We start from the raw sequence: 20,558 nt of genomic DNA, 5'->3' as shown, positions 1-20,558 counted from the left end.
GTATTCGAGGCGCCTGAGACCATGGCGACGGTATCGTAGGCGGTCGATACCGACATTACGGTCAAGGCGGACGTCCTTATCCGAGCTGGTCTACAGCAGAATCGAAATTTCTAGCCACTTTCCCCGGGAGGGCGGCACCCGGGGACCCCTCAACCGCAATGGAGGGAGGACGGCGCCGTTGGGCTGCGCCGATGCAGCCTGAGCGCGCAGGTGCCCGGCACGGACCGTAAGGTGCGAAAGCAATCGATCGGCGCTTTCTTCAGTCAACCGAAGTTGACTCGGCGAACGGTATGTAAATCACTCGCTCAAGGGTTGCAATGATGCCCCCACGTGGTATGTTAAGCGCAGCAAAACTCGGCGCGCATTCGCCTGTGTCGCCGGGTGCACGTTGTGTATCGCACAGAGAGGATACGACCATGGCTAAGCCTATCATTGATGCTGACGAGTGCATCGCCTGCGGCGTTTGCGTTGACTCCTGCCCCCAGGGCGTTCTCGAGCTCAACGACGTTGCTACCGTGACCGACGAGGATTCCTGCGTTGCCTGCGGCGCTTGCCAGGAGGCCTGCCCCGCCGGCGCCATCACCGAGATCGAGGAGTAACTGCTCCCGCGCTCGTCTGATCGCATCAGAGCAGCAAAAAGCCCGGTTCCGCGAGGAGCCGGGCTTTTTTCGTTTCCGCTAGACTACATACTTGGTAGCGAAAAAGCATTCGGTGCAATCCAAGGGCGCGAGCATGAATATCAAAGACTATTCCTACATTGCAGAGATAGCCGACCAAGGCAGCTTGACCACCGCGGCCGACCGACTCTGCATCACGCAAAGCGCCCTGAGCAAATCTTTGCACCGCATCGAGGACGAGCTGGGAACTCCGCTGTTCTACCGCCGGGGCAGGCGCCTGGTCCTCACGCCCATCGGCCAGGTGTACGTCGACCATGCCAAACAGATCATGCGCGTCGACGAGGAGCTCGAAAACAGAATCCTGCAAATGAAAAACAGCGAGGCCGATTCCATACGCCTGGGCTTTGGCATGGGCTTCGCGGACTTTGTGTTCGACGAGCTTCTCCCGCGGTATTTTGCGCTTCCGCATGTGCGCTCCATCTCCGTGCGCGAAGGCGGGTCGGCCAGCCTTTTGACAGATCTCGAGAACAACAGGATCGATGTCTGCCTCGCCTATGGTCCGCGCGAACGGCCGGGGCTCGACTACACGATGCTGCGCACCTGCCGCCTCGTGCTTGCGGTGCCCGACAAGTCGCCCCTCATTCTTCAAGCTGTGCCGCGCGAGGGGTATCCCTATCCGGTCCTCGAGGGGGATGGGTGGCTCGAGAAGCCTTTCATCCACATTATCACCCGCACGCAATCGGGTGCGGCGGCGCAGCGATTCTTTACCGAGCTGGGAAAATGGCCGAACAACCGCATGTACGTCAGGGATGTTCGAGGCGCCCTGAACGCCGTGACGCACGCATTGGGCAACGCCATCGTCGCCGAACCGCCATTCACCCATGCGGGATACAGGTACCTGTGCCTCCCCGGCCTCTCGGAGCCGGAAAAGCAAATCTGCATGGTGACCGTCAAGGGCAACCAGGCGGATCCGTCGCTGCTGTATCTCCAGGAAACGATTCAATCCCTCTTCGGCCACGACGCGTAGCCGCCCAGCACGTTCCCGCGACAACCGATTCGATAGCCCATGCCCCTCTGGCGGACTGACAGAAAACGAATTTGTTCCTCTTGCTCCCCCAGACAAATTTGCGCAGGTCGACCGTTTATCCACGCAAACCGACCGTTCATCTGAGAGCTTCAATTTTTGTTGAATTTTTTTCCTGAAATGAATAATAAAAGTCGTTTGTCTCATCAATGGCCCTTCGATAGAGTGAAGCCACCGGCACATTTCACACTATTCAGGAGGACACAGTATGAGCGACTATGTCGAATCCGTTCAGTCCGAGGCGCTGCGCATCCGCTGGATCTCAGTCCAGTGCTACGAGATGGTGCTGCCCAACGGCAAGACGATCGTCACCGACCCCTTCTACTGGGAGGGCGACAACCTCAAGGGTCTTGAGACGCTCGATAAACGCCAGGAAAATTCGCTGAAGGTATACGCCCAGACGGGTTTTTCCGTCGATGACTTCACGGGCGCCGACTACATCTTGATCAGCCATGTGCACGGCGACCACATGAATATCGCCGGCGACCTCTGGAACAAGTTCTACGGGCGGGTGCTGGTGCCCGCGGGTGCGGCCGAGGAACTCGCCCGTGTGGAGGACATCCCGTATGGGGCCATCATGCCGCTGTACCCGGGCAACACCTACTACCTGGACGACTTCACGCTCACGGTCTACCCGGGCGCGCACGACAACCGCGCCTTCCGCGAGGGCCGTTTCCTTCGCCCCAGCGACCGCGATTCCGCATATGCCGGCAGCGAGGTCTTTGGCATTCCCGGCCCCAATAGCTGCAGCGGTCTCGGAAACATGTTCTGCTTCAACTTCCTGATCGAGACCCCGCAGAACTACCGCATCGACTTCTCGGCGGGGCGCGACTACCCCGACCACGTGCGCCACGTGCGCGACAAGGCCCCGAACCTGATGCTTCGCCACCGCATCCGCTCGTACACCCCCGAGGAGTACGCCCGCCAGATGGAGGCCATGGGCGCCCAGCTCATGATGCCGCTGCACCACAACAACGCGCGCGCCAAGGGCGAGGACTTAAACGAGTACTTCGGGCGCGTGAACGGGGTGCTGAAGGCGGACGGCTACCCCGGCGTGGCGTTCAACCCCAAGCCGTACCAGTGGTACAGCATCTGCAACAGCATTTCAGCAGCATAGATTGAACGAGGGGAGGTAATCGGCTGCAAAGAAATCCATCTCAACGTAGGTTCATGTAACGGAAGGAGGAGACCATATGGACATGCAGGTCATGATCTGCTTTGCCATCACCATCTTGCTTATGGTGTTGTTCATCTGGAATCCCTACAAGTCAATCGCCACCACCACGGTGCTCGGCATCCTGCTGTACTTCGTGACCGGCTGCGTCGACGAAGAGGCCATCATTCAGAGCTTCGGTAACACGACGGGCCTTCTGACATGCACGATGTTTGTCGTGTCGGCAGGATTCAACAAGACGCAGTTCGTGCGCCGCATCGCTGAATTGGTCCACCGGGTCTCAAACGGCAGCCTGGCAAAGGTCATGCTCGGATATGGTGCCATCGGCGTCATCCTCGATATGTTCATCCCCAGCGCCCTGGCGGTCTTCTGCATCCTGTCGCCCATGCTGGCAGCAACGGTTGAGGATATGGGCTACAGCCCCTCGAAGGTCATGTTCCCCTTCGCCGTTTTGACGATCGCCAACATGGCATCTTTGCCCATCGGCGGCTGCGCGACCATGTACGCTCAGTACAATGCTCAGCTCGAGGCCTTGGGCGCTGCCCCGACCGCTGAGATCTTCGATCCTATGATCGGCCGTCTGCCCGTCCTGATCGTCTCGTTCATCTACTGCTGCTTCATCGCCACCAAGTTCACCCCCGACCGCCCGGTCGTCTCTATCGTCGGCATCGACGATATGGAGGGTGGCGGCAGCGAGCGCGCCAAGAAGGCGCTCGAGAAGGCTCCGCTCTCCAGCTTCCACGAGACCGCAGCGCTGGTCATCTTCTTCGGCGTCACCATCGGCCTGCTTGTGATTAACGTGTTTGAGCTGCCGTTTGTCCTGGAGAACTGGAACATCACCCTGGCGGGTGCCCTGCTCATGATCTTCACCGGCGTCCTCAAGCCCAAAGAGGCCTCCAAGGCCATCCCCCTGTGGGTCTGGCTCATGTTCGTCGGCGGCCTCGTTATGGCAAGCGCCCTGGCGAAGACCGGTGCTGGCGATATGATCGGCAACGCTGTCGCCTCTGTCGTCAACAACTTCCCGATCACGCCGCTGTACTACCTGATGCTTTCGGTCGGCCCCTACATCTGCACCAACTTCCTCAACAACCGCACGACGAACTTCATCTTCTACCCCATCGCAATTCAGATCTGCATGAGCCTTGGTGCCGATCCCGTTGGCAGCCTCATCTGCGTCCAGGCTTCTACGCAAATCGCGTTCATCATGCCGACCGCAACGGCTTCTGTTGCCTACTGCATGGGCGCCGGCGGCTACGACCTCAAGACCATGTTCAAGATGGGCTGGTTCCCGACCATCCTGTTCATCCTCGTTCTGGTCGTCTGGCTGTCCATCCTGTACCCGATCTTCTAAGATTCGGTGTTACCCAGCAACCATCCAGCAACATTTGCTCTCCCTCCTTTGCAGGCCCAATCCGCGCTCCGGATTGGGCCTTTTTCGATTACGGAGAAAGCGGCAGATTGTTCGGATTCGTAGCCAAAAGGCCCTACTCGACCACGTCTTTTTCGTAGGGAAAGACCTCGGCCAGATAGCCCTTGGCGGCGAGCGCGGCCTCTATCTCGTCGAGCGCCTCCTCGCTGTCGGCCGCGATGCGGTGGAAGTGGTAGCCGCTCGTCACGGTCATGAGCGGGAAGCTCTTGCCCGAGCGGATGCCCTCGAGGTAGCGCTCGACGTCGCGGCGGTTGCGCACGTCCAGATCGGCGGTGATCGCCCCGTAGACGCGGTGGTTCACCATGACGTTCAGGACCGTGCCGCCCCAATCGACGATGGTGTTGAGCTCGTCGCCCAGCTGCTCTAGGGTGTGGTGGACCTTGATGAGGCGGGTGGGCACCGCCGGCGCGGTCGCGTCGCGCAGCACATACCCGCGGCTCGTGGCGACGATATCGTGCCCGTCGGCGCGCAGAAGGGCGATGTCTTGCACCACGACCTGGCGGCTCACGCCGACAGCCTCCGCCAGCGCACGGCCCGACACCGGCCCGGACGCCGACCGCAGCTCGCTCACGATCGCATGTCGCCGCTCAGATCCGTTCATGCACACCCTTCCTCTTGCTGACCCAACATATCTGACTTTAATCCAACAGGCGCAGGTGCTTGAGCGAGAGGTCGAGAATCGGGGCCGAGTGCGTAAGCGCGCCCGACGAGATGTAGTCCACGCCGAGGTCGGCCAGAGCGCGGATGTTGTCCGCATCGACATTGCCGGACGCCTCGGTGCGCGCCCGACCGCCTATCAGGCGAATCGCCTCGGCCATGGCCTCATGCGCCATGTTGTCGAGCATGATGATATCCGCACCCGCCTCGAGCGCCTCGCGCACCATGGCGAGGTTTTCGCATTCCACCTCGACCGTGCAGGTAAACGAGGCGTGACGCCGCGCCGCGGCGACCGCCTGCGCGATGCCGCCCGCCGCGTCGATATGGTTGTCTTTCAGCATGACGGCGGTCGAGAGGTTGTAGCGGTGGTTGCGCCCGCCGCCGATCGCGACAGCCTCCTTCTCGAAGATGCGCAGGCCCGGCGTGGTCTTGCGCGTGTCCACCAGCTTGGTCGACGTCCCCTCCAGCGCTCGGACCATCCGGCGCGTGTAGGTGGCGATGCCGCTCATGCGCTGAAGATAGTTCAGCGCGACCCGCTCGCCCGACAGCAGCACGCGTGCGTCCCCTCGCACGTGGGCGAGCAGCTGGCCGCGCGCCACCTCGTCGCCGTCTTTCACGTACCGTTCGACCCGCACGTCCTCATCGAGCAGGGTGAAGGTCCGCTCGAACACGTCGAGTCCCGCGATGACGCCGTCTGCCTTGGCGATCAGCTGGACCTCGGCGGGGCGCGCCTCCGGGCACACGGACGCCGTGCTCACGTCCTCGAACGTGATGTCCTCGCGCAACGCCTGCATGATCAGCTCGTCGGCGTGCAGGCGCATGGTGATAGGGTTCATGGCCGTCTCCTTTCATCGCGCGGTCGCGGGTGCGCCCGCGCGCATCGTGCATATCTCATCGATCGAGGCCCCGTCGATCCCGCAGCTCCGGTGCCGCCCGTCAAGAGGCGGCTCGCCGATCTCGCGCGGCTGCAGGCTGCTCCCGTGCACCATGTGATACGCGGCGCGGCGCGCGAACACGAGCGCCTCGAGCAGGCTGTTGCTCGCCAGGCGGTTCTTGCCGTGCACGCCCGTGCAGCTCGTCTCGCCCACCGCGTAGAGCCCCGGCACGCAGGTCGCGGAATCGCGATCCACATGGATGCCGCCCATGAAGTAGTGCTGCGCCGGCACGACGGGTATCGGCTCGCGGCAGATATCGTACCCCCGCTCGAGACAATGCTCGTAGATGTGCGAGAAGTGGGTCCTGATGACCTCTGGGGCCACGCGCTCGAACGACAGGCGGACGAACGGCGCTCCGTCTTCCTCCATCTGCCGGTAGATGGCCTCGGACACCACGTCGCGCGGCTGCAGCTCATCGCAGAAGCGCTCGCCGGCGGCGTTCAGCAAGATGGCGCCCTCGCCGCGACAGGACTCGGAGATCAAAAACGCCCGCTCGCGCACCCCGTTCCCCACGTAGAGGCTGGTCGGGTGAATCTGGACGTAATCCATGTGCTCCAGCTCGGCACCATGCGCCGCCGCGATGTCGCACGCATCGCCCGTGAGCTGGGGGTAGTTGGTCGAGCGCTCGTAGAGCCCGCCGATGCCGCCGCACGCGAGCACGCATGCCCGCGACGCGATGGCAAAGCGCGGACCGGCATCGCCCGCGCGCCCCGACGCGAGGTCCGTCGCCCGCGCCGTCGAATCCCGCTCGTCAACATGGCAGGCGACGACGCCCGCGCACCCGGCCTTCTCGCCCGGGACCGCCTCAGCGTCGATCAGGTCAACCATGGCCGTATGCTCGAGGATCCGCACGTTGGGCAGCGCGCGCACCCGAGCGAGCAGCTTGGTCGTGATCTCCTTGCCCGTGATGTCGGCGTGGTAGCAGATGCGCGGGCGGCTGTGCGCGCCCTCGCGCGTGAACGCGAGCTCGCCCGTCTCGTCGCGCTCGAACTCCACGCCGCAGGCCACAAGGTCGTTGATGACGTCGCGGCTGTCGCGAATCATGAGGGATACGCTCTCGCGCCGGTTCTCGTAGTGCCCCGCCCGAAGCGTGTCCTCAACATACGCATCGTAATCGGCCGGATCGGGAAGCACACAGATGCCTCCCTGGGCGAGCATGGAATCGCACTCCTCGATCGCGCCTTTGGACAGCATGACGATATCCATGGAGCTCGGCAGCGAAAGCGCCGTGTAGAGCCCGGCGACACCGCAGCCGACGATCACGACGTCGCAGCTCATATCCGATGCGTACGCCGCACCTGCCTCTTCATCGACCATGGCTACCTCCCCGCATAGGCGAGCATGCGCTCGAGAGACGCCTTGGCGCGCTCCGATGCATCGCCGTCCGCCATGCGCACCTCGCCCGTCATATCCTGCAGGCACGAGGCGACCTTCGCCAGTGAGATCTTCGCCATCTCGGGGCACTCGGAGTCCTGCACGAACAGGAAGCGCCTCGAGGCGCCGCACCGACGCTCGAGCTCCGACGCGACCCCCTTCATCGTGACCACGATGTACTCCAGCGCATCGTGGGTCGCCGCGTACTCGATGATCTCCGCTGTCGATCCGATGCAATCCGCCAATGCGAGCACGCGCTCGGTGCATTCAGGGTGGGCGAGCACGGGCGCCTCAGGATGCTCGCGCTTGAGCCGCTCGACCTCTTGCGCCGTAATGGCCGCGTGAAACGGGCAGCAGCCGTCATTGAGTATGACGTGCTTCTCCGGGACCTGCTGGGCCACGTAGCGCCCCAGGTTCCGATCGGGAACGAACAGGATGTGGTGCTGCGGCATCGCGCGCACCACGGACACCGCGTTGGACGACGTGACGCACACGTCGCTTAAGCTCTTGGCCTCCGCGGTCGAGTTCACGTAGCAGACGACGGCGAGGTCGTCTCCGTATTCCGCTCGGGCGGCGTCAACCGTCTGCTTATCGATCATATGGGCCATGGGGCAATCGGCCCCAGGGTCAGGCATCAAGACGGTCTTTTCGGGATTGAGCAGCTTCATGCTTTCGCCCATGAACTCGACGCCCGCGACCACCAGCACACGGTTCGGCAGGCTGACGGCAAGCTTGGCCAGGGCAAACGAATCCCCCACGTAATCTGCGACCGCCTGCACCTCGGGTGCGACGTAGTAATGCGCGAGCAGCACCGCGTCCCGTTCCTGTTTGAGACGCTCAACGCGCGCCGCCATCTCGGCGGCCTGCGGGCCAAACATATCGACTCCCCTCGACTTCGACTATGTCTGGCCTGCGAGTATGACACGAGTCTTTACAGCTGACAAGACAGCTGTAAAGACTCAGAAAAACCGCACCATCACCACCGAATGCAAATCGGGGACGTACCTTTCGCGTGCACTTTTGCAAATCGGGGACACCCCTTCGGCGCGCGCTTCTGCACGGGCCCCTGCCGGGTCGTCGTTGCCCTGCGCTCATTCATGAATAAATACGGGGGTTATTCTTTCCTTACCTGCGGAAACGCGAAATCTGCCCCTCTACGTTCATGAATTAGTGTCGAGCCTGGCAGCAACGGTGGTGCGGGTTGAAACGAATACGTCCCCAAACAACGAGGGCCTCCGCATCAGCGGCGGGCCAACGCGCAGGTTAATACGGAGCCCCCGCGGGAGGAAGCTGTTTGATATACGCCCACATGCGCTGCTTCTCCCGTTTGTCGGACAGGGCGGCCTCGAACCCATCGAGCGCGAGCACCCTGCGGCCCAGCACATGGGCGACAAGGCCGGGCTTGAGCATCGCCGTGTCGAAGTCCTCGATGACCACCAGCGCGTCGGCATATGCCTCGCGCATCGCGTCCGCCGCCGCGTCGTCCAGCAAGAGCACGGCCTCGGGGTCGAGGGCCTCCAACGCCTCGCGGAACACCTCTGTTGCCAACGGATCGCCCTCGGGCGAAGAAGCCGTGCAAGACAGCCCGCAAAAATCTTCCGGAGCATATCCGATGGCACCCAGCGCAGAGCGCAAAGCGGCCCCGTCAGCGCCCGCAAGCAGCTCCCCGCCCGCACGCTCCGCGTCGTTCAGCTCGCCTTTCACCAGCACGATGGGAGAGAATGCGTTGCCCGTCATGCGCACGCCCCGCCCCTGAAGCGCCTCGAGCTCCTGCTTGGTCGCCTGGACGAAAGCGTTTTTCCGCTCTGTTGTGGATATGCGCATGGGGCCTCCTTCTGCCGAGTATCCAGCATCATACCGCGCGCCGAAGACAGCGGTGCGCGGGCATGCAGAACAAATCCATGCCGCCGTGTGCATCGCATGCCGACAACTGGGTATAACCCAGAGCGTATCGAACATTTCCGCACCTAGATGCGTTATCGCATAGGAGGAACCATGGCAAAGATTCACGAGGTCACTCCCCAGAATTTTAACGATCTGCTCACGTCCGACATGCCCGTCCTGATCGACTTCTGGGCACCGTGGTGCGGTCCCTGCCGCACGCTCTCCCCCATCGTCGACGAGCTCGCAGACGAGCTGTCCGACAAGCTCGTCGTCGCCAAGTGCAACGTCGACGAGAACCAGGACATCGCCATGAAGTACGGCGTCATGTCCATTCCAACCCTTGTCATGCTCAAGTCTGGCAACGAGGCCATGCGCACGGTCGGCGCCATGCCCAAGGCCAGGCTCGCGGCAGAAATCGAGAAGGCGCTGTAAGATCGTTTCTTTCTTTCCTTCCTTCCCTTTCCTGACAGCGTCCTTCCCTCACCAGGCGGCGGCTCGCGCATATCGCGCGAGCCGCCGCCTTTTTCGACCCTGTCGACCGCAAGCGGGCAACACGGGAGCAATTGATCGGCGATCCCCTAGAAAAGGGGCGCAGCCGCAGACAGCGGCCGCGCCCCGCGCACGGAAGCTTTTCGCTCGACTTAGTGAAGCTCGGGCCAGTATCCCTTGTTGGCCTCGATCATGTCGTCCAAGATCTCCTTGGCCACCGTCATGGACGGCACCGTCTTGTTCAGGGTGAACGCCTGGAGAACCTTCTCGTAGGAGCCCTCGATGGCGCCTTGCACCAGCAGCTTCTCGGAGTTGAGCTGCTGCATCATGAGTCCCTGCTGGAACAGGGGAATCGGATCCTGGCAGATGACCTCGGGGCCCTTCTTTCCGATGTAGGCGGGCACCTCGACCATGGCGTCATAGGGCATGTTCGGAAGCGCGCCGCGGTTCTCGGTGATGACCAGGAAGCGCGCCTTGGTATCGTTCTTCAGAGCGATGGCCAGATCGGCAATCCAATCGCCATGGCTGCCCGCATAGAACACGCTCTCATCGATCTCGCCGGTCTTCTCGTAGCGGTCGATGCCGTCGAAGAGGTTCTTCTCGCGCGTCTCCTCGACCTCGTTGGCGCGGGTGCGCTCGGGATTGGAGTGCTCGACGAACTCCTTCTGCTGGAGGTAGTAGTTGAGATAGGTGTTGGGCAGGTACTCGGGGAAGAGCTCCATGATCTCGTAGACGCCCTTCCACACGTAGTACCAGCTGCCCTTGGTGTGGCGGTTCTGCTCGGGGTTCTCGTCGCCCTCGTCGCCGGACTTGGCGGCCTTCATGAGCGACTGCTTGTCGGCCAAGAACGCCGCGGGCAGCAGGATCTCGTGCTCCTTGATGTACTCGCGCAGACGCGGCAGCGCCTCCTCACCGTTCACCTCGATGGAGGTGAACCAGCCGAAGTGGTTCAATCCGAAGTAGTCGTAGACGATGTCCTTCTTGCTGCACTCGAGCGCCGCGGCGACCACGTCGATGATCGCGATGGGCATGTCGCAGATGTTGATGATGCGCGCCTTCGGGCGAAGCACGCGGCAGGCCTCGGAAACGATGGCGGCCGGGTTGGAGTAGTTCAGGATCCAATAGGTCGGCTTCGCGTACTTCTCCACGTCATCGATGAGCTCCACCATGGGGAAGATGGTGCGCATGCCGTATGCGAGACCGCCGCAGCCACAGGTCTCCTGGCCGACGCAGCCATGGCGCAGCGGGATCTTCTCGTCCTGCTCGCGCATCGCGTAGCCGCCCACGCGCATCTGCGCGAAGACGAAGTCGGCATCGGCGAACGCCTCGGCCTTGTCCGTGGTGACCGTCAGCTTGATGTCCAGCTTGAGGTCCTCGTGCAGGATCCAGTCCACGAGCACGCCGACCTTGCGCTGGCGCTCCTCGTTGATGTCGTACAGACGGATCTCGTCGACCTCGAGCTCGTCTTTGCGCAGGGCGATCGACTTGACGATGCCCGGGGTGAACGTGGAACCGCCGCCCGCCAAAGTGATAATCATGTTCGCTGCTTCCTTTCAACGATGTGCTGAATACCTACGTTTTCAGGCGGGGCCGACCGGAAGGCGGCCGGTCCCGCTTGGGCGATTGCATCCCAGATGGGGGCGCCTACATGTTGGCGAGGGCCTCCTCGACCTTGCCGCGCACGCTTGCGACCTCCATGCCGAAGATCACCTGGATATCGTTACCCTTGCGAACGATACCGCTGTTCTTCATATGGTTGATGAGATCCTCGTTGACCTTGGACTCGTCGGCAACGTTGACGCGCAGGCGGGTGAAGCAGTTCTCCACGGACATGATGTTGTCCTTGCCGCCCAGGCCGGCGATGAGATCGAGGATGGCGTCGTCGCCGGAGGCAGCCGCGGCGGAGCCGGCGGCGGGAGCCGCGACGGCGGCGGTGCCGGAATCGGCAGAGGCGGCCTCGACGGCAACGGCGTCCTCGTCGCCCTCGCGACCCGGCGTGTGCAGATGCAGCTTCTTGATGAGCAGCGTGAACAGCGCGAAGTAGAGTGCGGCGTTGACCACGCCCAGAACGATCATCATGGGCCAGTTGGTCTTGTCGACGCCGAGCACGAGGTTGGACACCATGATGTTGATGATGCCGCCCGACGTGGCAGCGGGGATGGACAGGACCTTCAGCAGCATGAGGAACAGGCCGGACAGCAGCGAATGGATCACGAACAGGATCGGCGCGGCGAACACGAACAGGAAGTCGATCGGCTCGGTGATGCAGGTGAGCACGGCGGTGATCATCAGCGGGATGATGATGGACTCGGTCTTCTTGCGGTTGGCCTTATAGGACGTGACGATGAAGGCGGCGCCGATGCCCAGATACGGCCACAGGTTGTTGAACGTGTAGCTGTTGAAGTAGGTGCTGTCGGAGAAGGGCTGGCCGGTCATGGCCATCTCGGCAACACGGATCGGGTACGCACCGGCGATGGTCTGGCCGGCAACGGTCAGGGTACCGCCCACGTCAGAGAACTGGAACGGCGTGTAGACGAGGTGATGCAGGCCCAGCGGCACGAGCAGCTTGTTGAGCATGCCGTAGATGAACAGGCCGATGTTGCCGCTCTGCAGGATCAGGCTGGCGATCGCCGAGATCGCCCCCTGCACCGGCGGCCAGATGAAGCAGAAGGCAACGCCCAGCACCAGCGAGATGCAGATCATGATCAAGAACGGGAAGCGCACGCCGGAGAACATGGAGAGCGCCAGCGGGAACTGCTTGGAGCCGAAGCGGTTGAACACGACGCCCGCGATGCAGCCGATGATGATGCCACCGAACACGCCGGTGTCGAGCACCTGGATGCCCAGGACCTCGCTTTGGCCGGTGCCGGTCAGGCCGAGCATCTCATTGGGCTCGGCAAGCATGCCCATGGCGTTCAGCATGATGTTGTTGGCGTTCAGGAACAGGAAGAACGACATAAGGCCGATCAGCGTCGCATGCCCCTTGTCCTTCTTCGCCATAGCGCCCGCGATGCCCGCGCAGAAGATGACAGCCAGGTTGTTGACGATGAACATCAAGCTGTTGTAGATGATCTGGCCGGTCACGGCGAAAAACGGCAGCTGCAGGAACGGAACCATCGCAGTGACGGTCTGGTTGGTGAGCACGATGCCCAAGATCAGCACGGTGCCAGCAACAGACAGGTACATCAGCGGCTGGACGATGGACTTCGAGAACACCTCCAGCGAGCCCTTAATCTTTCCCAACATTTACTCAGTACTCCTTTCCCCTGTGCTCGGGCCTGAGGCCGTCGCGTGTACGAGATTCATGATGTGGTAAACCAGGTAGCCCTTCTCCGCGTCAGTCACGCTGCGACCGTAGGTGCCCGCAACATAGGCCCCGATCTTCTCGGCGCACGCGAGCGCGGCGGGGTACTGGTCCTTACCCAAATTGAACAGAAACGTGTCCTCCGACTGCTTCGAGTCCTCGCCCAAAACGCGCTGGGCGAAAAACTGCAGATGGCGGAGGAACCGCTCGTATTGGATGGACTCCTCGTCATAGGTGATCGAAAAGTCCCTGGAAACGATGTCCAAGATGTCCTGGATCATGCGGATGGACAGCACCAGGACGTCGGCGCGCTGGCCCATCGTGGCGTTCACGATGTGCAGCGCGATGAAGCCGGTCTCCCCCTCCGAGATCCAGATGCCCATGCGCTCGTGGATAATGCCCGCGGCGCGACGGGCGAGCGCGAACTCGCGCTTGTAGAACTGCTTGATTTCCATAAGCAGCGGGTTCTCGCAGGGTACGCCCGCGCGCTCGCGCTCGAGCGACAGCGAGATGTGGTCGGCGAGCGCGATCAGCAGGTTGTTGCCCACATGAAGGTCCGATTCGCGCTGAACCATCGAGACGATCTCGTCGGCGACGGTGAGGTATTCGACCGGGATGCTCTTGATGAGGTTCTCGAAGCGCGTGCGGTTCTCCTCGCTATCGAGCGTATAGACCTTTTCCACCATGCTCTGGTCGACCTCGTCGCCCGCGCGCTTTGAAAACGCCAGGCCACGCCCAACGGCAACGCATTCGGCGCCGGAATCATCGGTAACCAAAACGACGTTGTTGTTGTATACGCGCTTGATGAGCATCGGTAGTTCCTCGTCGCCGTTGTCTTACGCAAACCAGATGACAGCGTCGCCCAGGGCAACCGCGCCCTCATCGCATGTGTGCAGGGTGCCGTCGCAGGTGGACTCGGCGACGAGCACCATCGTGGTGGCGGGATGGCCCGCCTCGGCGATCTTGTTCAAATCGAACGTCACGAGCTTCTGACCGGCGGAAACGCGGTCGCCCTGGGAGATATGGGCCGTGAAGCCGTCGCCCTTCATGTCGACGGTATCGATTCCGATATGCAGCAGAACGGAGATGCCGTTATCGCCCTGCACGGCAACCGCATGGCCCGTGGGGAACAGAGCCTGGACGGTTCCGGTGACCGGCGCGACGAGCACGCCCTCGCTCGGTTCGATGGCGATGCCGTCCCCCATGGTCTTGCTCGCGAACACCGGGTCGCTCACCGACTCGAGCTTGACGACCGTTCCCGCAACGGGGCAGGTGACCTCGGGGCGGGAAGCCGCAGCGTGCTCTTGCTGCTTTGAGAAGAGATTGGAGAAGATGCCCATAGATGCGCTCCTGTTCGAACATGTCGACTATCGACAAAAAATAGGCCTAACCAAAAGCCGAAGACATCCCGCCCTGTGGCGGGTCCTCAAGATTTTGGTTAGGCCTACTCGAGCGCAGTAACCTTCCGCATTTCTTGCGACAGCAATTGACTATAGAAAGATATCACGCATCCCGATTGATTTCGGCGGCGAACGGTTGCATTTTGGCGATGAGCGGATTCGCCCTGCCCCATCGCATGGCGACGGAGCGAGCAGAGGGCCGCAAGATCCCTCACCCGACCGGGAAGACCGCAGCACTGCGCCCGTGCGAGCGCGCGCCGCCCGAGAACCTTGTGCGCTACACTTGGAAGCACTGGCTGCCCACGCGGGCGTCAGGCGCAAAACACACGGAGGCGTTCCCTCACGCACGAAGGAGGCACGCGATGCACGATACCGGCATGAACATGGGACAGCTCGCCATGAGCGTCAAACAGATCGACGACACGATCGCGATGGCGCGGGGCTGGAGCCACGATTTGCTGCACGCCACCGAGAACTACGACATGGAGCGCATCGGAGCCATGCTCGAGGCCGCTATGGGCTCCCTCGATCAGGCCCGCGCGGCCCTCGAGGGCTACGAGGACGCCATCGAGGCGGATCACAACTCCGTCGGAACCGTCAGGCTGGTGTAGCCGTGGGCTGCCCTGAGAACGCCGGCGAACTCGTCCGGTTCTCCGTCGCGGTTCCGGAGGAGATGCTTGCCGGGTTCGACGCCTTGATCGCACGGCGCGGCGATGCCCGCAACCGATCGGAAGCCATCCGGGACCTCATGCGCGCGGCGCTCGTGCGCGAAAACCTGCGCACGCCGGACGAGCAGGTCATCGGCTCGCTCACCATGATCTACGACCACCACACCGGAGACCTGACGCGCCGCCTCGACGAGGTCCAGCACGACTACACCGACGAGATCGTCTCCACGATGCACGTGCACCTCGACCATCACAACTGCCTGGAGATCCTTGCGCTTCGGGGCAAGGGCGCGCGCGTCTACGAGCTCGCCGACAAGCTCCTCGGCCTGCGCGGCGTCCATCACGGGGAGCTTACGTGCGCAGCCACCGGGGCGAGCCTGGACCTGAACGCATGAGCGGCCCCGCCGAGCACCGCCGCCATGTGGCCGTCCACGTCACGGGCATCGTGCAAGGCGTGGGCATGCGCCCTTTCGTCTATCGCGAAGCCCGCGCGCACCGCATCGCGGGATGGGTGCTCAACGCGCCTGACGGGGTGCACATCGATGCCGTCGGCAGCGCCCCGGATATCGAGGCCTTCCTCGAGGGCCTCCGCGGGCACGCTCCCGCCGCCGCGCGCATCGACGCGGTCTCCGTGCGCGACATGGAATGCCCCGATGAGCCCGAGCCGGGCGATCCGCGCTTCACCATCCTCGCATCCGACGCGGACGGCGCACGGACCACGCTCGTATCGCCTGATATCGCGACGTGCGACGACTGCCTGCGGGAACTCTTCGACCCCGCCGACCGACGCTATCACTACCCCTTCATCAACTGCACCAACTGCGGCCCTCGCTTCACCATCATCCGTTCGCTGCCCTATGACCGGGCGGCGACCTCGATGGACGCCTTCCCCATGTGCCCGGAATGCGCCGCCGAGTATGCCGACCCCGCCGACCGCCGGTTCCACGCCCAACCGGACGCCTGCTTTGCCTGCGGACCCCATATCACGTGGCGCGAGCACGGGCGCGGCGCGGCGGGCGCGCCTGCGCTCGGGACGACGCGCGAGGAAAGCGATGCGATCATCGAGCGGTGCGCCGAGCTGCTGGAAAACGGGGGCATCGTTGCCATCAAGGGGCTCGGGGGCTTCCATCTGGCCTGCAGCGCGGAGGATGCTGGCGCGGTGCGCGAGCTTCGCCGCCGCAAGCGGCGCAGCGGCAAGCCGTTCGCCATCATGGTGCGCACCGTTCGCGATGCGCAGTCCCTCTGCTCCGTCGACGCCCAGGAGCGCGAGCTTCTCGCAGGAAGCGTTCGTCCTATCGTCCTGCTCGCGCGCGCTGGCCGCGAAGGCGGCATCGATCTGGCCTACGACGTCGCCCGCGACCTCCCCGAGATCGGCGTCATGCTGCCGTACACGCCGCTGCAGCATCTCATCATGGCGGCATGCGCCCGACGCGGAATCCGCGCCCTTGTCATGACCAGCGGAAACATCAGCGGCGAACCGATCGAGACCGATGATGACGACGCCTGGAGGCGCCTCGGCCCCATCGCAGACGCCCTGCTGGGAAACGACAGGGCCATCCTCTCGCGCTACGACGACTCCGTCGTGCGCTGCGCAGGCGGCCTCGTCCTTCCCGTGCGCCGGGCGCGCGGATATGCGCCCCGGCCCCTTCCGCTGCCGCGCATCGAGCCGACCTGCTCGCCTGCGGCTCCGAGCAAAAGGCGACCCTCGCGCTGGTGCGCAACGATCCGGACGGGAGCGCCGCGTGCTTCCTGTCCCAGCATATCGGCGATATCGAGCGGGGCTCCACCTTCGAAGCGTGGCGCGATGCCCTCGGGCGCCTGGAATCCCTGTTCGGCGTGACCCCCGCTGCGCTCGCCTGCGATGCGCACCCGTCATACCTGTCGAGCCAATGGGCGCGCCGGCACGCCCGAGCGCACGACATCCCCCTCGTCGAGGTGCAGCATCATCATGCGCATATCGCCTCGGTCATCGCCGAATCCGCGGCACGCGGCATCCACGATGCCGACGAGCCGGTCATCGGCATCGCGTTCGACGGCACGGGCGCCGGGGACGACGGGACCGTGTGGGGCGGGGAGATCCTCGTTGCCGACCTTCGCGGCTTCACGCGCGCGGCGCACCTGCGCCCTTGGCGCCTCCCCGGCGGAGTCGCCAGCATTCGCGATGCCCGGCGCTGCGCATTCTCCCTGCTCGCCCGCGACGGCCTGCTCGGCCACGCAGGCGCCGCCCCCTTGATCGAGATGCTCTCAGAGCAGGAGCGCTCCATCACCGCGACCATGGTCGAGCGCGGCATCAACAGCTCCCTCACCAGCAGCATGGGCAGATTCCTCGATGCCTGCGCCGCGATACTCGGCATCTGCGGACACGCAACCTATGAAGGCGAGCCCGCCATCGAGCTCGAGGCCGCCGCGACGCGCGCGCTCGAGCGCGACGAAGGCGCCGTGACCTCATGCGCGATCCATGGGCTCCCCTATGCGATACACCACGCCGCCGAGCGCGGCCAAGACGCCCAGGCCCGCCCGCAAAAGGCCGACGGAGTGCGCGCCCCTCGATCCGAATGCGACGGTCCCCTTGTACTCGACATGGAGCCCACCGTGCTCGGCCTGCTCGACGGCATCGCCGCCGGCATCGATCCCGATACTCTCGCGCTCGCCCTTCACGAGGCGGTCGCGCAGGCGGCCGCCGATGCCGCGCGCCTCGTCTCGCTGCGCACCGGCATTCGGACCGTAGCGCTCTCGGGCGGCGTGTTCATGAATCGCCTGCTGCTCACGCGCACGGCCGCGCTTCTTGAGAACGCAGGGATGCGCGTGCTCATCCCCACCACCGTCCCCGTCAACGACGGATGCATCGCCTACGGCCAGGCGGCGGTGGCGCGGGCGCACCTCGCACGCCGATAGCCCGGCACGCGGGCGAAATGCGCGAACCTCGGCTGCAACACCGCCGGTATCACCTGGCGCCTTCGCTTCGCGCGCGGCAGCGGGCCGGCGCGAAGGCAATTGACCGGCGCTTCCTTAGCGACATTGCCCCCATGACAGCGGAGCGGTACCATTTTCTCGATCAACGCGTCGCGGCCGCATCCGAAGGATGCGGCCGCAGAAAGAGAAGCATGCCATGTGCCTAGCAGTACCGGGCGCCATCACCCGCATCATTGACGCCTCGACCGCAGAAGTCGATATGCTCGGGGCGACGCGCAACATCTCCTTGCGGCTGGTCCCCGAGGCCCGCGTCGGCGATTTCGTGCTCGTCCACGCAGGATTCGGCATCCAGATCATCGATCCCGAAGAGGCGCGCGAGACCATCGAGCTCATCCGGGAGATGGACGAGCTCGTGGCCGAGGAGCTCCCCGCCCCCGACGGGGCCACCGCATGAGCGCCTCCCCGAACCGGATGCCGCGCACCGCGGATTTCGCGGCGTTTCGCGACCCTGACCTTGCTCGCGAGCTCATCGCGCGCATCAACGCCCTGGTCGCAGACCGCGTCATCTATCTCATGGAGGTATGCGGGACCCATACCGTCAGCATCGGCCGATACGGGTTCCGCTCCGTTATGCCCGAAGGCCTGCACCTGCTCTCCGGCCCAGGATGCCCCGTGTGCGTCACGGCGAACCGCGATATCGACCGGGCCATCGCGCTCGCCCGCCTCGACGGCGTCATCATCGCCACGTTCGGAGACATGATGCGCGTCCCCGGATCGAGCACCTCGCTTATTGCCGAAAAGGCGGCCGGCCGTGATATCCGCGTCGTCTACTCGCCGCTCGACGCCCTCGATATCGCCGCGCAGAACCCTGCGCGCGAGGTCGTGTTCATCAGCGTCGGATTCGAAACGACCACGCCCGCCATGGCAGCCTGCGTTCTCGAGGCCGCCGAGCGCGGTCTTTCGAACTTCTCCTTGTTCTGTGCGAACAAGGCGACGCCCGCGGCGCTCCGCGCCATCGAAGACGACCCGCAGACGCGCATCGACGGCTTCTTGCTCCCCGGACACGTCTCGACCATCACGGGGGCGGCGCCCTATCGATTCCTCGTCGACGAGTTCTCCACCCCCGGCGTCATCACGGGCTTCGAGCCCGTCGATATTCTCGCCGGCATCGAGATGCTTGCGCGCATGGTCATCTCCGGCGCCCCCGATATCAAAAACGCCTACCCTCGCGGCGCGCACCGCGAGGGCAACACGGTCGCGCAGCGCCTGTGCGCCGAGGTCTTCGAGCCGTGCGACGCCCTCTGGCGCGGGCTCGGCGAGCTTCCCGCCTCAGGGCTCAGGCTGCGCGAGGCCTATGCGGCCTTCGATGCGTCCAGGCGGTTCGATATCGAGGTCGAGCCGACCGTCGAGCCGCGCGGATGCCGCTGCGGCGATGTGCTCCGCGGTCGCATCGCGCCTGGCGAGTGCCCGCTGTTCGATCGCGGTTGCACCCCTGAACACCCCATCGGACCATGCATGGTCTCCAGCGAGGGAAGCTGCGCCGCCTCCTTCCGCTTTAAAGACCGCTAGCGAGTCACCCGGAGAGCTGATGGATATGAGATCAATGGACGAGCAAACGGTGCTCCTTGGCCACGGCTCAGGCGGCCAGATGATGAAGCACCTCATCGACGACATCTTCTTCGAGGCGTTCGGTTCTCCCGAACTCGTAGTCGGAAACGACGCGGGCGTCGCCGAGCTTCCCGCCACGGGCCGCATCGCGCTCTCGACCGACAGCTTCGTCGTGACGCCCCAGTTCTTTCCCGGCGGCGACATCGGCAGGCTGGCGGTGTGCGGCACGGTCAACGATGTCGCCACATCGGGAGCGCACGTTCGCTACCTTTCGTGCGGGTTCATTCTCGAGGAGGGCTATCCGCTCGATGCGCTCCGACGCATCGTGACGTCGATGGCCGACACGGCACGCGAGGCCGGCGTGCGCATCATCACCGGCGATACGAAGGTGGTCGAGCGCGGCGGCGTCGACGGCATCTACATCAACACCGCGGGCGTCGGGGAGGTCCCCGCCGGCGTCGACCTCTCGGGAGCGAACTGCGCGCCCGGCGACGTCATCGTGCTCTCCGGCACGCTGGGGGATCACGGCATCGCCGTCATGGGCCAGCGCGAAGGCCTCGCCTTCTCTACCGACATCGTGAGCGACGCCGCACCCCTCAACCATCTCATCGCGGCCGTCATGGACGCCGCGCCGCATGTCCGCTGCTTCCGCGATCCGACCCGCGGCGGTATCGCCAGCACCTTAAACGAGTTCGCTGCCGCCAGCCGCACCGTCCTCGAGGTGGAGGAGCAGGCCGTCCCCGTGCGCCCCGAGGTTCGCGGCGCCTGCGAGATGCTCGGTTACGACGTTCTTCAAGTCGCCAACGAGGGCAAGATGGTCGCCATCGTGCCGGCCGACGAAGCCGAGGCGGCGCTTGCAGCCATGCGCTCATCTCGCTACGGAAAGCACGCCGCGATCATCGGAACCGTCTGCGAGCTCGCCTGCGGCACCGAGCCGTATGTCCGCGTGCGAACCCCCTGGGGGTCGACGCGCGTCCTCGACATGCTCGTCGGCGAGCAGCTTCCCCGAATTTGCTAGGAGC

Annotated in this window: 20 protein-coding genes and 1 pseudogene; 12 read left to right on the top strand and 9 right to left on the bottom strand. The window is 64.0% G+C overall.

Translation table 11 applies throughout. From position 1 onward, the window contains the following. Window positions 1–416 precede the first annotated feature (416 nt). The 4 genes from BN3789_RS05485 to BN3789_RS05470 all read left to right on the top strand — a co-directional run bounded on the left by BN3789_RS05485 (window position 417) and on the right by BN3789_RS05470 (window position 4,226). Window positions 417–599, top strand: coding sequence for a DUF362 domain-containing protein (locus tag BN3789_RS05485; protein ID WP_066831455.1), 183 nt, complete (start codon window positions 417–419; stop codon window positions 597–599). 112 nt (window positions 600–711) lie between these two features. After that, on the top strand, window positions 712–1,644 hold the full coding sequence (locus BN3789_RS05480; RefSeq protein ID WP_147569572.1) for a LysR family transcriptional regulator: 933 nt from the start codon (window positions 712–714) through the stop codon (window positions 1,642–1,644). A 265-nt stretch (window positions 1,645–1,909) separates the two neighbouring features. Next, complete coding sequence (locus BN3789_RS05475; protein WP_066831448.1) at window positions 1,910–2,818, top strand: MBL fold metallo-hydrolase; 909 nt, start codon at window positions 1,910–1,912, stop codon at window positions 2,816–2,818. A 76-nt stretch (window positions 2,819–2,894) separates the two neighbouring features. Beyond that, on the top strand, window positions 2,895–4,226 hold the full coding sequence (locus BN3789_RS05470; protein WP_066831445.1) for an SLC13 family permease: 1,332 nt from the start codon (window positions 2,895–2,897) through the stop codon (window positions 4,224–4,226). Between the two features lie 133 nt (window positions 4,227–4,359). On the opposite strand, the gene BN3789_RS05465 is transcribed toward BN3789_RS05470, so the two are convergent. The 5 genes from BN3789_RS05465 to BN3789_RS05445 all read right to left on the bottom strand — a co-directional run bounded on the left by BN3789_RS05465 (window position 4,360) and on the right by BN3789_RS05445 (window position 9,094). Next, entirely contained in the window at window positions 4,360–4,905 is a 546-nt protein-coding gene (locus BN3789_RS05465; protein WP_066831443.1) for a transcription repressor NadR, read from the bottom strand. A gap of 37 nt (window positions 4,906–4,942) precedes the next feature. Continuing rightward, a complete protein-coding gene (gene nadC / locus BN3789_RS05460; protein WP_066831441.1) occupies window positions 4,943–5,797 on the bottom strand; it encodes a carboxylating nicotinate-nucleotide diphosphorylase in 855 nt (284 codons plus the stop codon). A gap of 12 nt (window positions 5,798–5,809) precedes the next feature. Then, the gene (locus BN3789_RS05455) at window positions 5,810–7,213 is read right to left on the bottom strand and encodes an L-aspartate oxidase (RefSeq protein WP_229254218.1); all 1,404 of its coding nucleotides are present in this window, start codon (window positions 7,211–7,213) and stop codon (window positions 5,810–5,812) included. Between the two features lie 2 nt (window positions 7,214–7,215). Beyond that, the gene (nadA, locus tag BN3789_RS05450; RefSeq protein WP_187119120.1) at window positions 7,216–8,148 is read right to left on the bottom strand and encodes a quinolinate synthase NadA; all 933 of its coding nucleotides are present in this window, start codon (window positions 8,146–8,148) and stop codon (window positions 7,216–7,218) included. 385 nt (window positions 8,149–8,533) lie between these two features. Continuing rightward, a complete protein-coding gene (locus BN3789_RS05445; protein ID WP_066831438.1) occupies window positions 8,534–9,094 on the bottom strand; it encodes a hypothetical protein in 561 nt (186 codons plus the stop codon). Between the two features lie 171 nt (window positions 9,095–9,265). Here BN3789_RS05445 and trxA point away from each other — a divergent pair, with 171 nt between their 5' ends. After that, the gene (gene trxA / locus BN3789_RS05440; protein WP_066831435.1) at window positions 9,266–9,586 is read left to right on the top strand and encodes a thioredoxin; all 321 of its coding nucleotides are present in this window, start codon (window positions 9,266–9,268) and stop codon (window positions 9,584–9,586) included. A 209-nt stretch (window positions 9,587–9,795) separates the two neighbouring features. Here the strand turns inward: trxA and BN3789_RS05435 are convergent, their stop codons facing one another. The 4 genes from BN3789_RS05435 to BN3789_RS05420 form a co-directional block, all read right to left on the bottom strand. Further along, window positions 9,796–11,181 carry a 6-phospho-alpha-glucosidase gene (locus tag BN3789_RS05435; RefSeq protein ID WP_066831432.1) on the bottom strand — a complete coding sequence of 462 codons (1,386 nt, stop codon included), beginning with the start codon at window positions 11,179–11,181 and terminating at the stop codon, window positions 9,796–9,798. A 106-nt stretch (window positions 11,182–11,287) separates the two neighbouring features. After that, window positions 11,288–12,889, bottom strand: a complete 1,602-nt coding sequence (locus BN3789_RS05430) for a PTS transporter subunit EIIC (RefSeq protein WP_066831429.1) — start codon at window positions 12,887–12,889, stop codon at window positions 11,288–11,290. After that, a complete protein-coding gene (gene licT / locus BN3789_RS05425) occupies window positions 12,890–13,759 on the bottom strand; it encodes a BglG family transcription antiterminator LicT (protein WP_066831426.1) in 870 nt (289 codons plus the stop codon). A 24-nt stretch (window positions 13,760–13,783) separates the two neighbouring features. Beyond that, on the bottom strand, window positions 13,784–14,287 hold the full coding sequence (locus BN3789_RS05420) for a PTS sugar transporter subunit IIA (protein ID WP_066831423.1): 504 nt from the start codon (window positions 14,285–14,287) through the stop codon (window positions 13,784–13,786). A 422-nt stretch (window positions 14,288–14,709) separates the two neighbouring features. Between BN3789_RS05420 and BN3789_RS05415 the strand changes: the two genes are divergently transcribed. The 7 genes and pseudogenes from BN3789_RS05415 to hypE all read left to right on the top strand — a co-directional run bounded on the left by BN3789_RS05415 (window position 14,710) and on the right by hypE (window position 20,554). Then, window positions 14,710–14,958: a hypothetical protein gene (locus BN3789_RS05415; RefSeq protein ID WP_066831421.1), complete on the top strand. Its 249-nt coding sequence runs from the start codon at window positions 14,710–14,712 to the stop codon at window positions 14,956–14,958. Window positions 14,959–14,960: 2 nt separating this feature from the next. Next, the gene (gene nikR / locus BN3789_RS05410; RefSeq protein ID WP_079989113.1) at window positions 14,961–15,410 is read left to right on the top strand and encodes a nickel-responsive transcriptional regulator NikR; all 450 of its coding nucleotides are present in this window, start codon (window positions 14,961–14,963) and stop codon (window positions 15,408–15,410) included. Beyond that, window positions 15,407–16,576: pseudogene (locus BN3789_RS13200) on the top strand (Sua5/YciO/YrdC/YwlC family protein); the annotation flags it as partial. The gene nikR and the pseudogene BN3789_RS13200, both read left to right, overlap by 4 nt. A gap of 152 nt (window positions 16,577–16,728) precedes the next feature. Then, window positions 16,729–17,910 carry a Kae1-like domain-containing protein gene (locus BN3789_RS13195; protein WP_229254217.1) on the top strand — a complete coding sequence of 394 codons (1,182 nt, stop codon included), beginning with the start codon at window positions 16,729–16,731 and terminating at the stop codon, window positions 17,908–17,910. Between the two features lie 214 nt (window positions 17,911–18,124). Then, complete coding sequence (locus BN3789_RS05400; RefSeq protein ID WP_066831419.1) at window positions 18,125–18,382, top strand: HypC/HybG/HupF family hydrogenase formation chaperone; 258 nt, start codon at window positions 18,125–18,127, stop codon at window positions 18,380–18,382. Beyond that, window positions 18,379–19,497, top strand: coding sequence for a hydrogenase formation protein HypD (hypD, locus tag BN3789_RS05395; RefSeq protein WP_229254216.1), 1,119 nt, complete (start codon window positions 18,379–18,381; stop codon window positions 19,495–19,497). The genes BN3789_RS05400 and hypD overlap by 4 nt, the downstream gene beginning before the upstream one ends. Before the next feature lie 19 nt (window positions 19,498–19,516). Next, complete coding sequence (hypE, locus tag BN3789_RS05390) at window positions 19,517–20,554, top strand: hydrogenase expression/formation protein HypE (RefSeq protein WP_229254214.1); 1,038 nt, start codon at window positions 19,517–19,519, stop codon at window positions 20,552–20,554. Window positions 20,555–20,558: the final 4 nt, after the last annotated feature.

The organism is Collinsella ihumii, assembly GCF_900046475.1.
In the GTDB taxonomy this organism is placed as follows: Bacteria; Actinomycetota; Coriobacteriia; order Coriobacteriales; family Coriobacteriaceae; genus Collinsella; species Collinsella ihumii.
Note: the sequence above shows the minus strand (reverse complement) of the source record. Positions and strands in the feature narration are given on the sequence as shown.

Coding starts and splice junctions, on each gene's coding strand:
- trxA (WP_066831435.1), top strand. CDS start 9,266: ATGGCAAAGATTCACGAGGTCACTCCCCAGAATTTTAACGATCTGCTC.
- BN3789_RS05475 (WP_066831448.1), top strand. CDS start 1,910: ATGAGCGACTATGTCGAATCCGTTCAGTCCGAGGCGCTGCGCATCCGC.
- BN3789_RS05435 (WP_066831432.1), bottom strand. CDS start 11,181: ATGATTATCACTTTGGCGGGCGGCGGTTCCACGTTCACCCCGGGCATC.
- licT (WP_066831426.1), bottom strand. CDS start 13,759: ATGCTCATCAAGCGCGTATACAACAACAACGTCGTTTTGGTTACCGAT.
- BN3789_RS05445 (WP_066831438.1), bottom strand. CDS start 9,094: ATGCGCATATCCACAACAGAGCGGAAAAACGCTTTCGTCCAGGCGACC.
- BN3789_RS05455 (WP_229254218.1), bottom strand. CDS start 7,213: ATGGTCGATGAAGAGGCAGGTGCGGCGTACGCATCGGATATGAGCTGC.
- BN3789_RS05465 (WP_066831443.1), bottom strand. CDS start 4,905: ATGAACGGATCTGAGCGGCGACATGCGATCGTGAGCGAGCTGCGGTCG.
- BN3789_RS05430 (WP_066831429.1), bottom strand. CDS start 12,889: ATGTTGGGAAAGATTAAGGGCTCGCTGGAGGTGTTCTCGAAGTCCATC.
- BN3789_RS05400 (WP_066831419.1), top strand. CDS start 18,125: ATGTGCCTAGCAGTACCGGGCGCCATCACCCGCATCATTGACGCCTCG.
- BN3789_RS05470 (WP_066831445.1), top strand. CDS start 2,895: ATGGACATGCAGGTCATGATCTGCTTTGCCATCACCATCTTGCTTATG.
- BN3789_RS05485 (WP_066831455.1), top strand. CDS start 417: ATGGCTAAGCCTATCATTGATGCTGACGAGTGCATCGCCTGCGGCGTT.
- hypE (WP_229254214.1), top strand. CDS start 19,517: ATGGATATGAGATCAATGGACGAGCAAACGGTGCTCCTTGGCCACGGC.
- hypD (WP_229254216.1), top strand. CDS start 18,379: ATGAGCGCCTCCCCGAACCGGATGCCGCGCACCGCGGATTTCGCGGCG.
- nadC (WP_066831441.1), bottom strand. CDS start 5,797: ATGAACCCTATCACCATGCGCCTGCACGCCGACGAGCTGATCATGCAG.
- BN3789_RS05415 (WP_066831421.1), top strand. CDS start 14,710: ATGCACGATACCGGCATGAACATGGGACAGCTCGCCATGAGCGTCAAA.
- nadA (WP_187119120.1), bottom strand. CDS start 8,148: ATGTTTGGCCCGCAGGCCGCCGAGATGGCGGCGCGCGTTGAGCGTCTC.
- BN3789_RS05420 (WP_066831423.1), bottom strand. CDS start 14,287: ATGGGCATCTTCTCCAATCTCTTCTCAAAGCAGCAAGAGCACGCTGCG.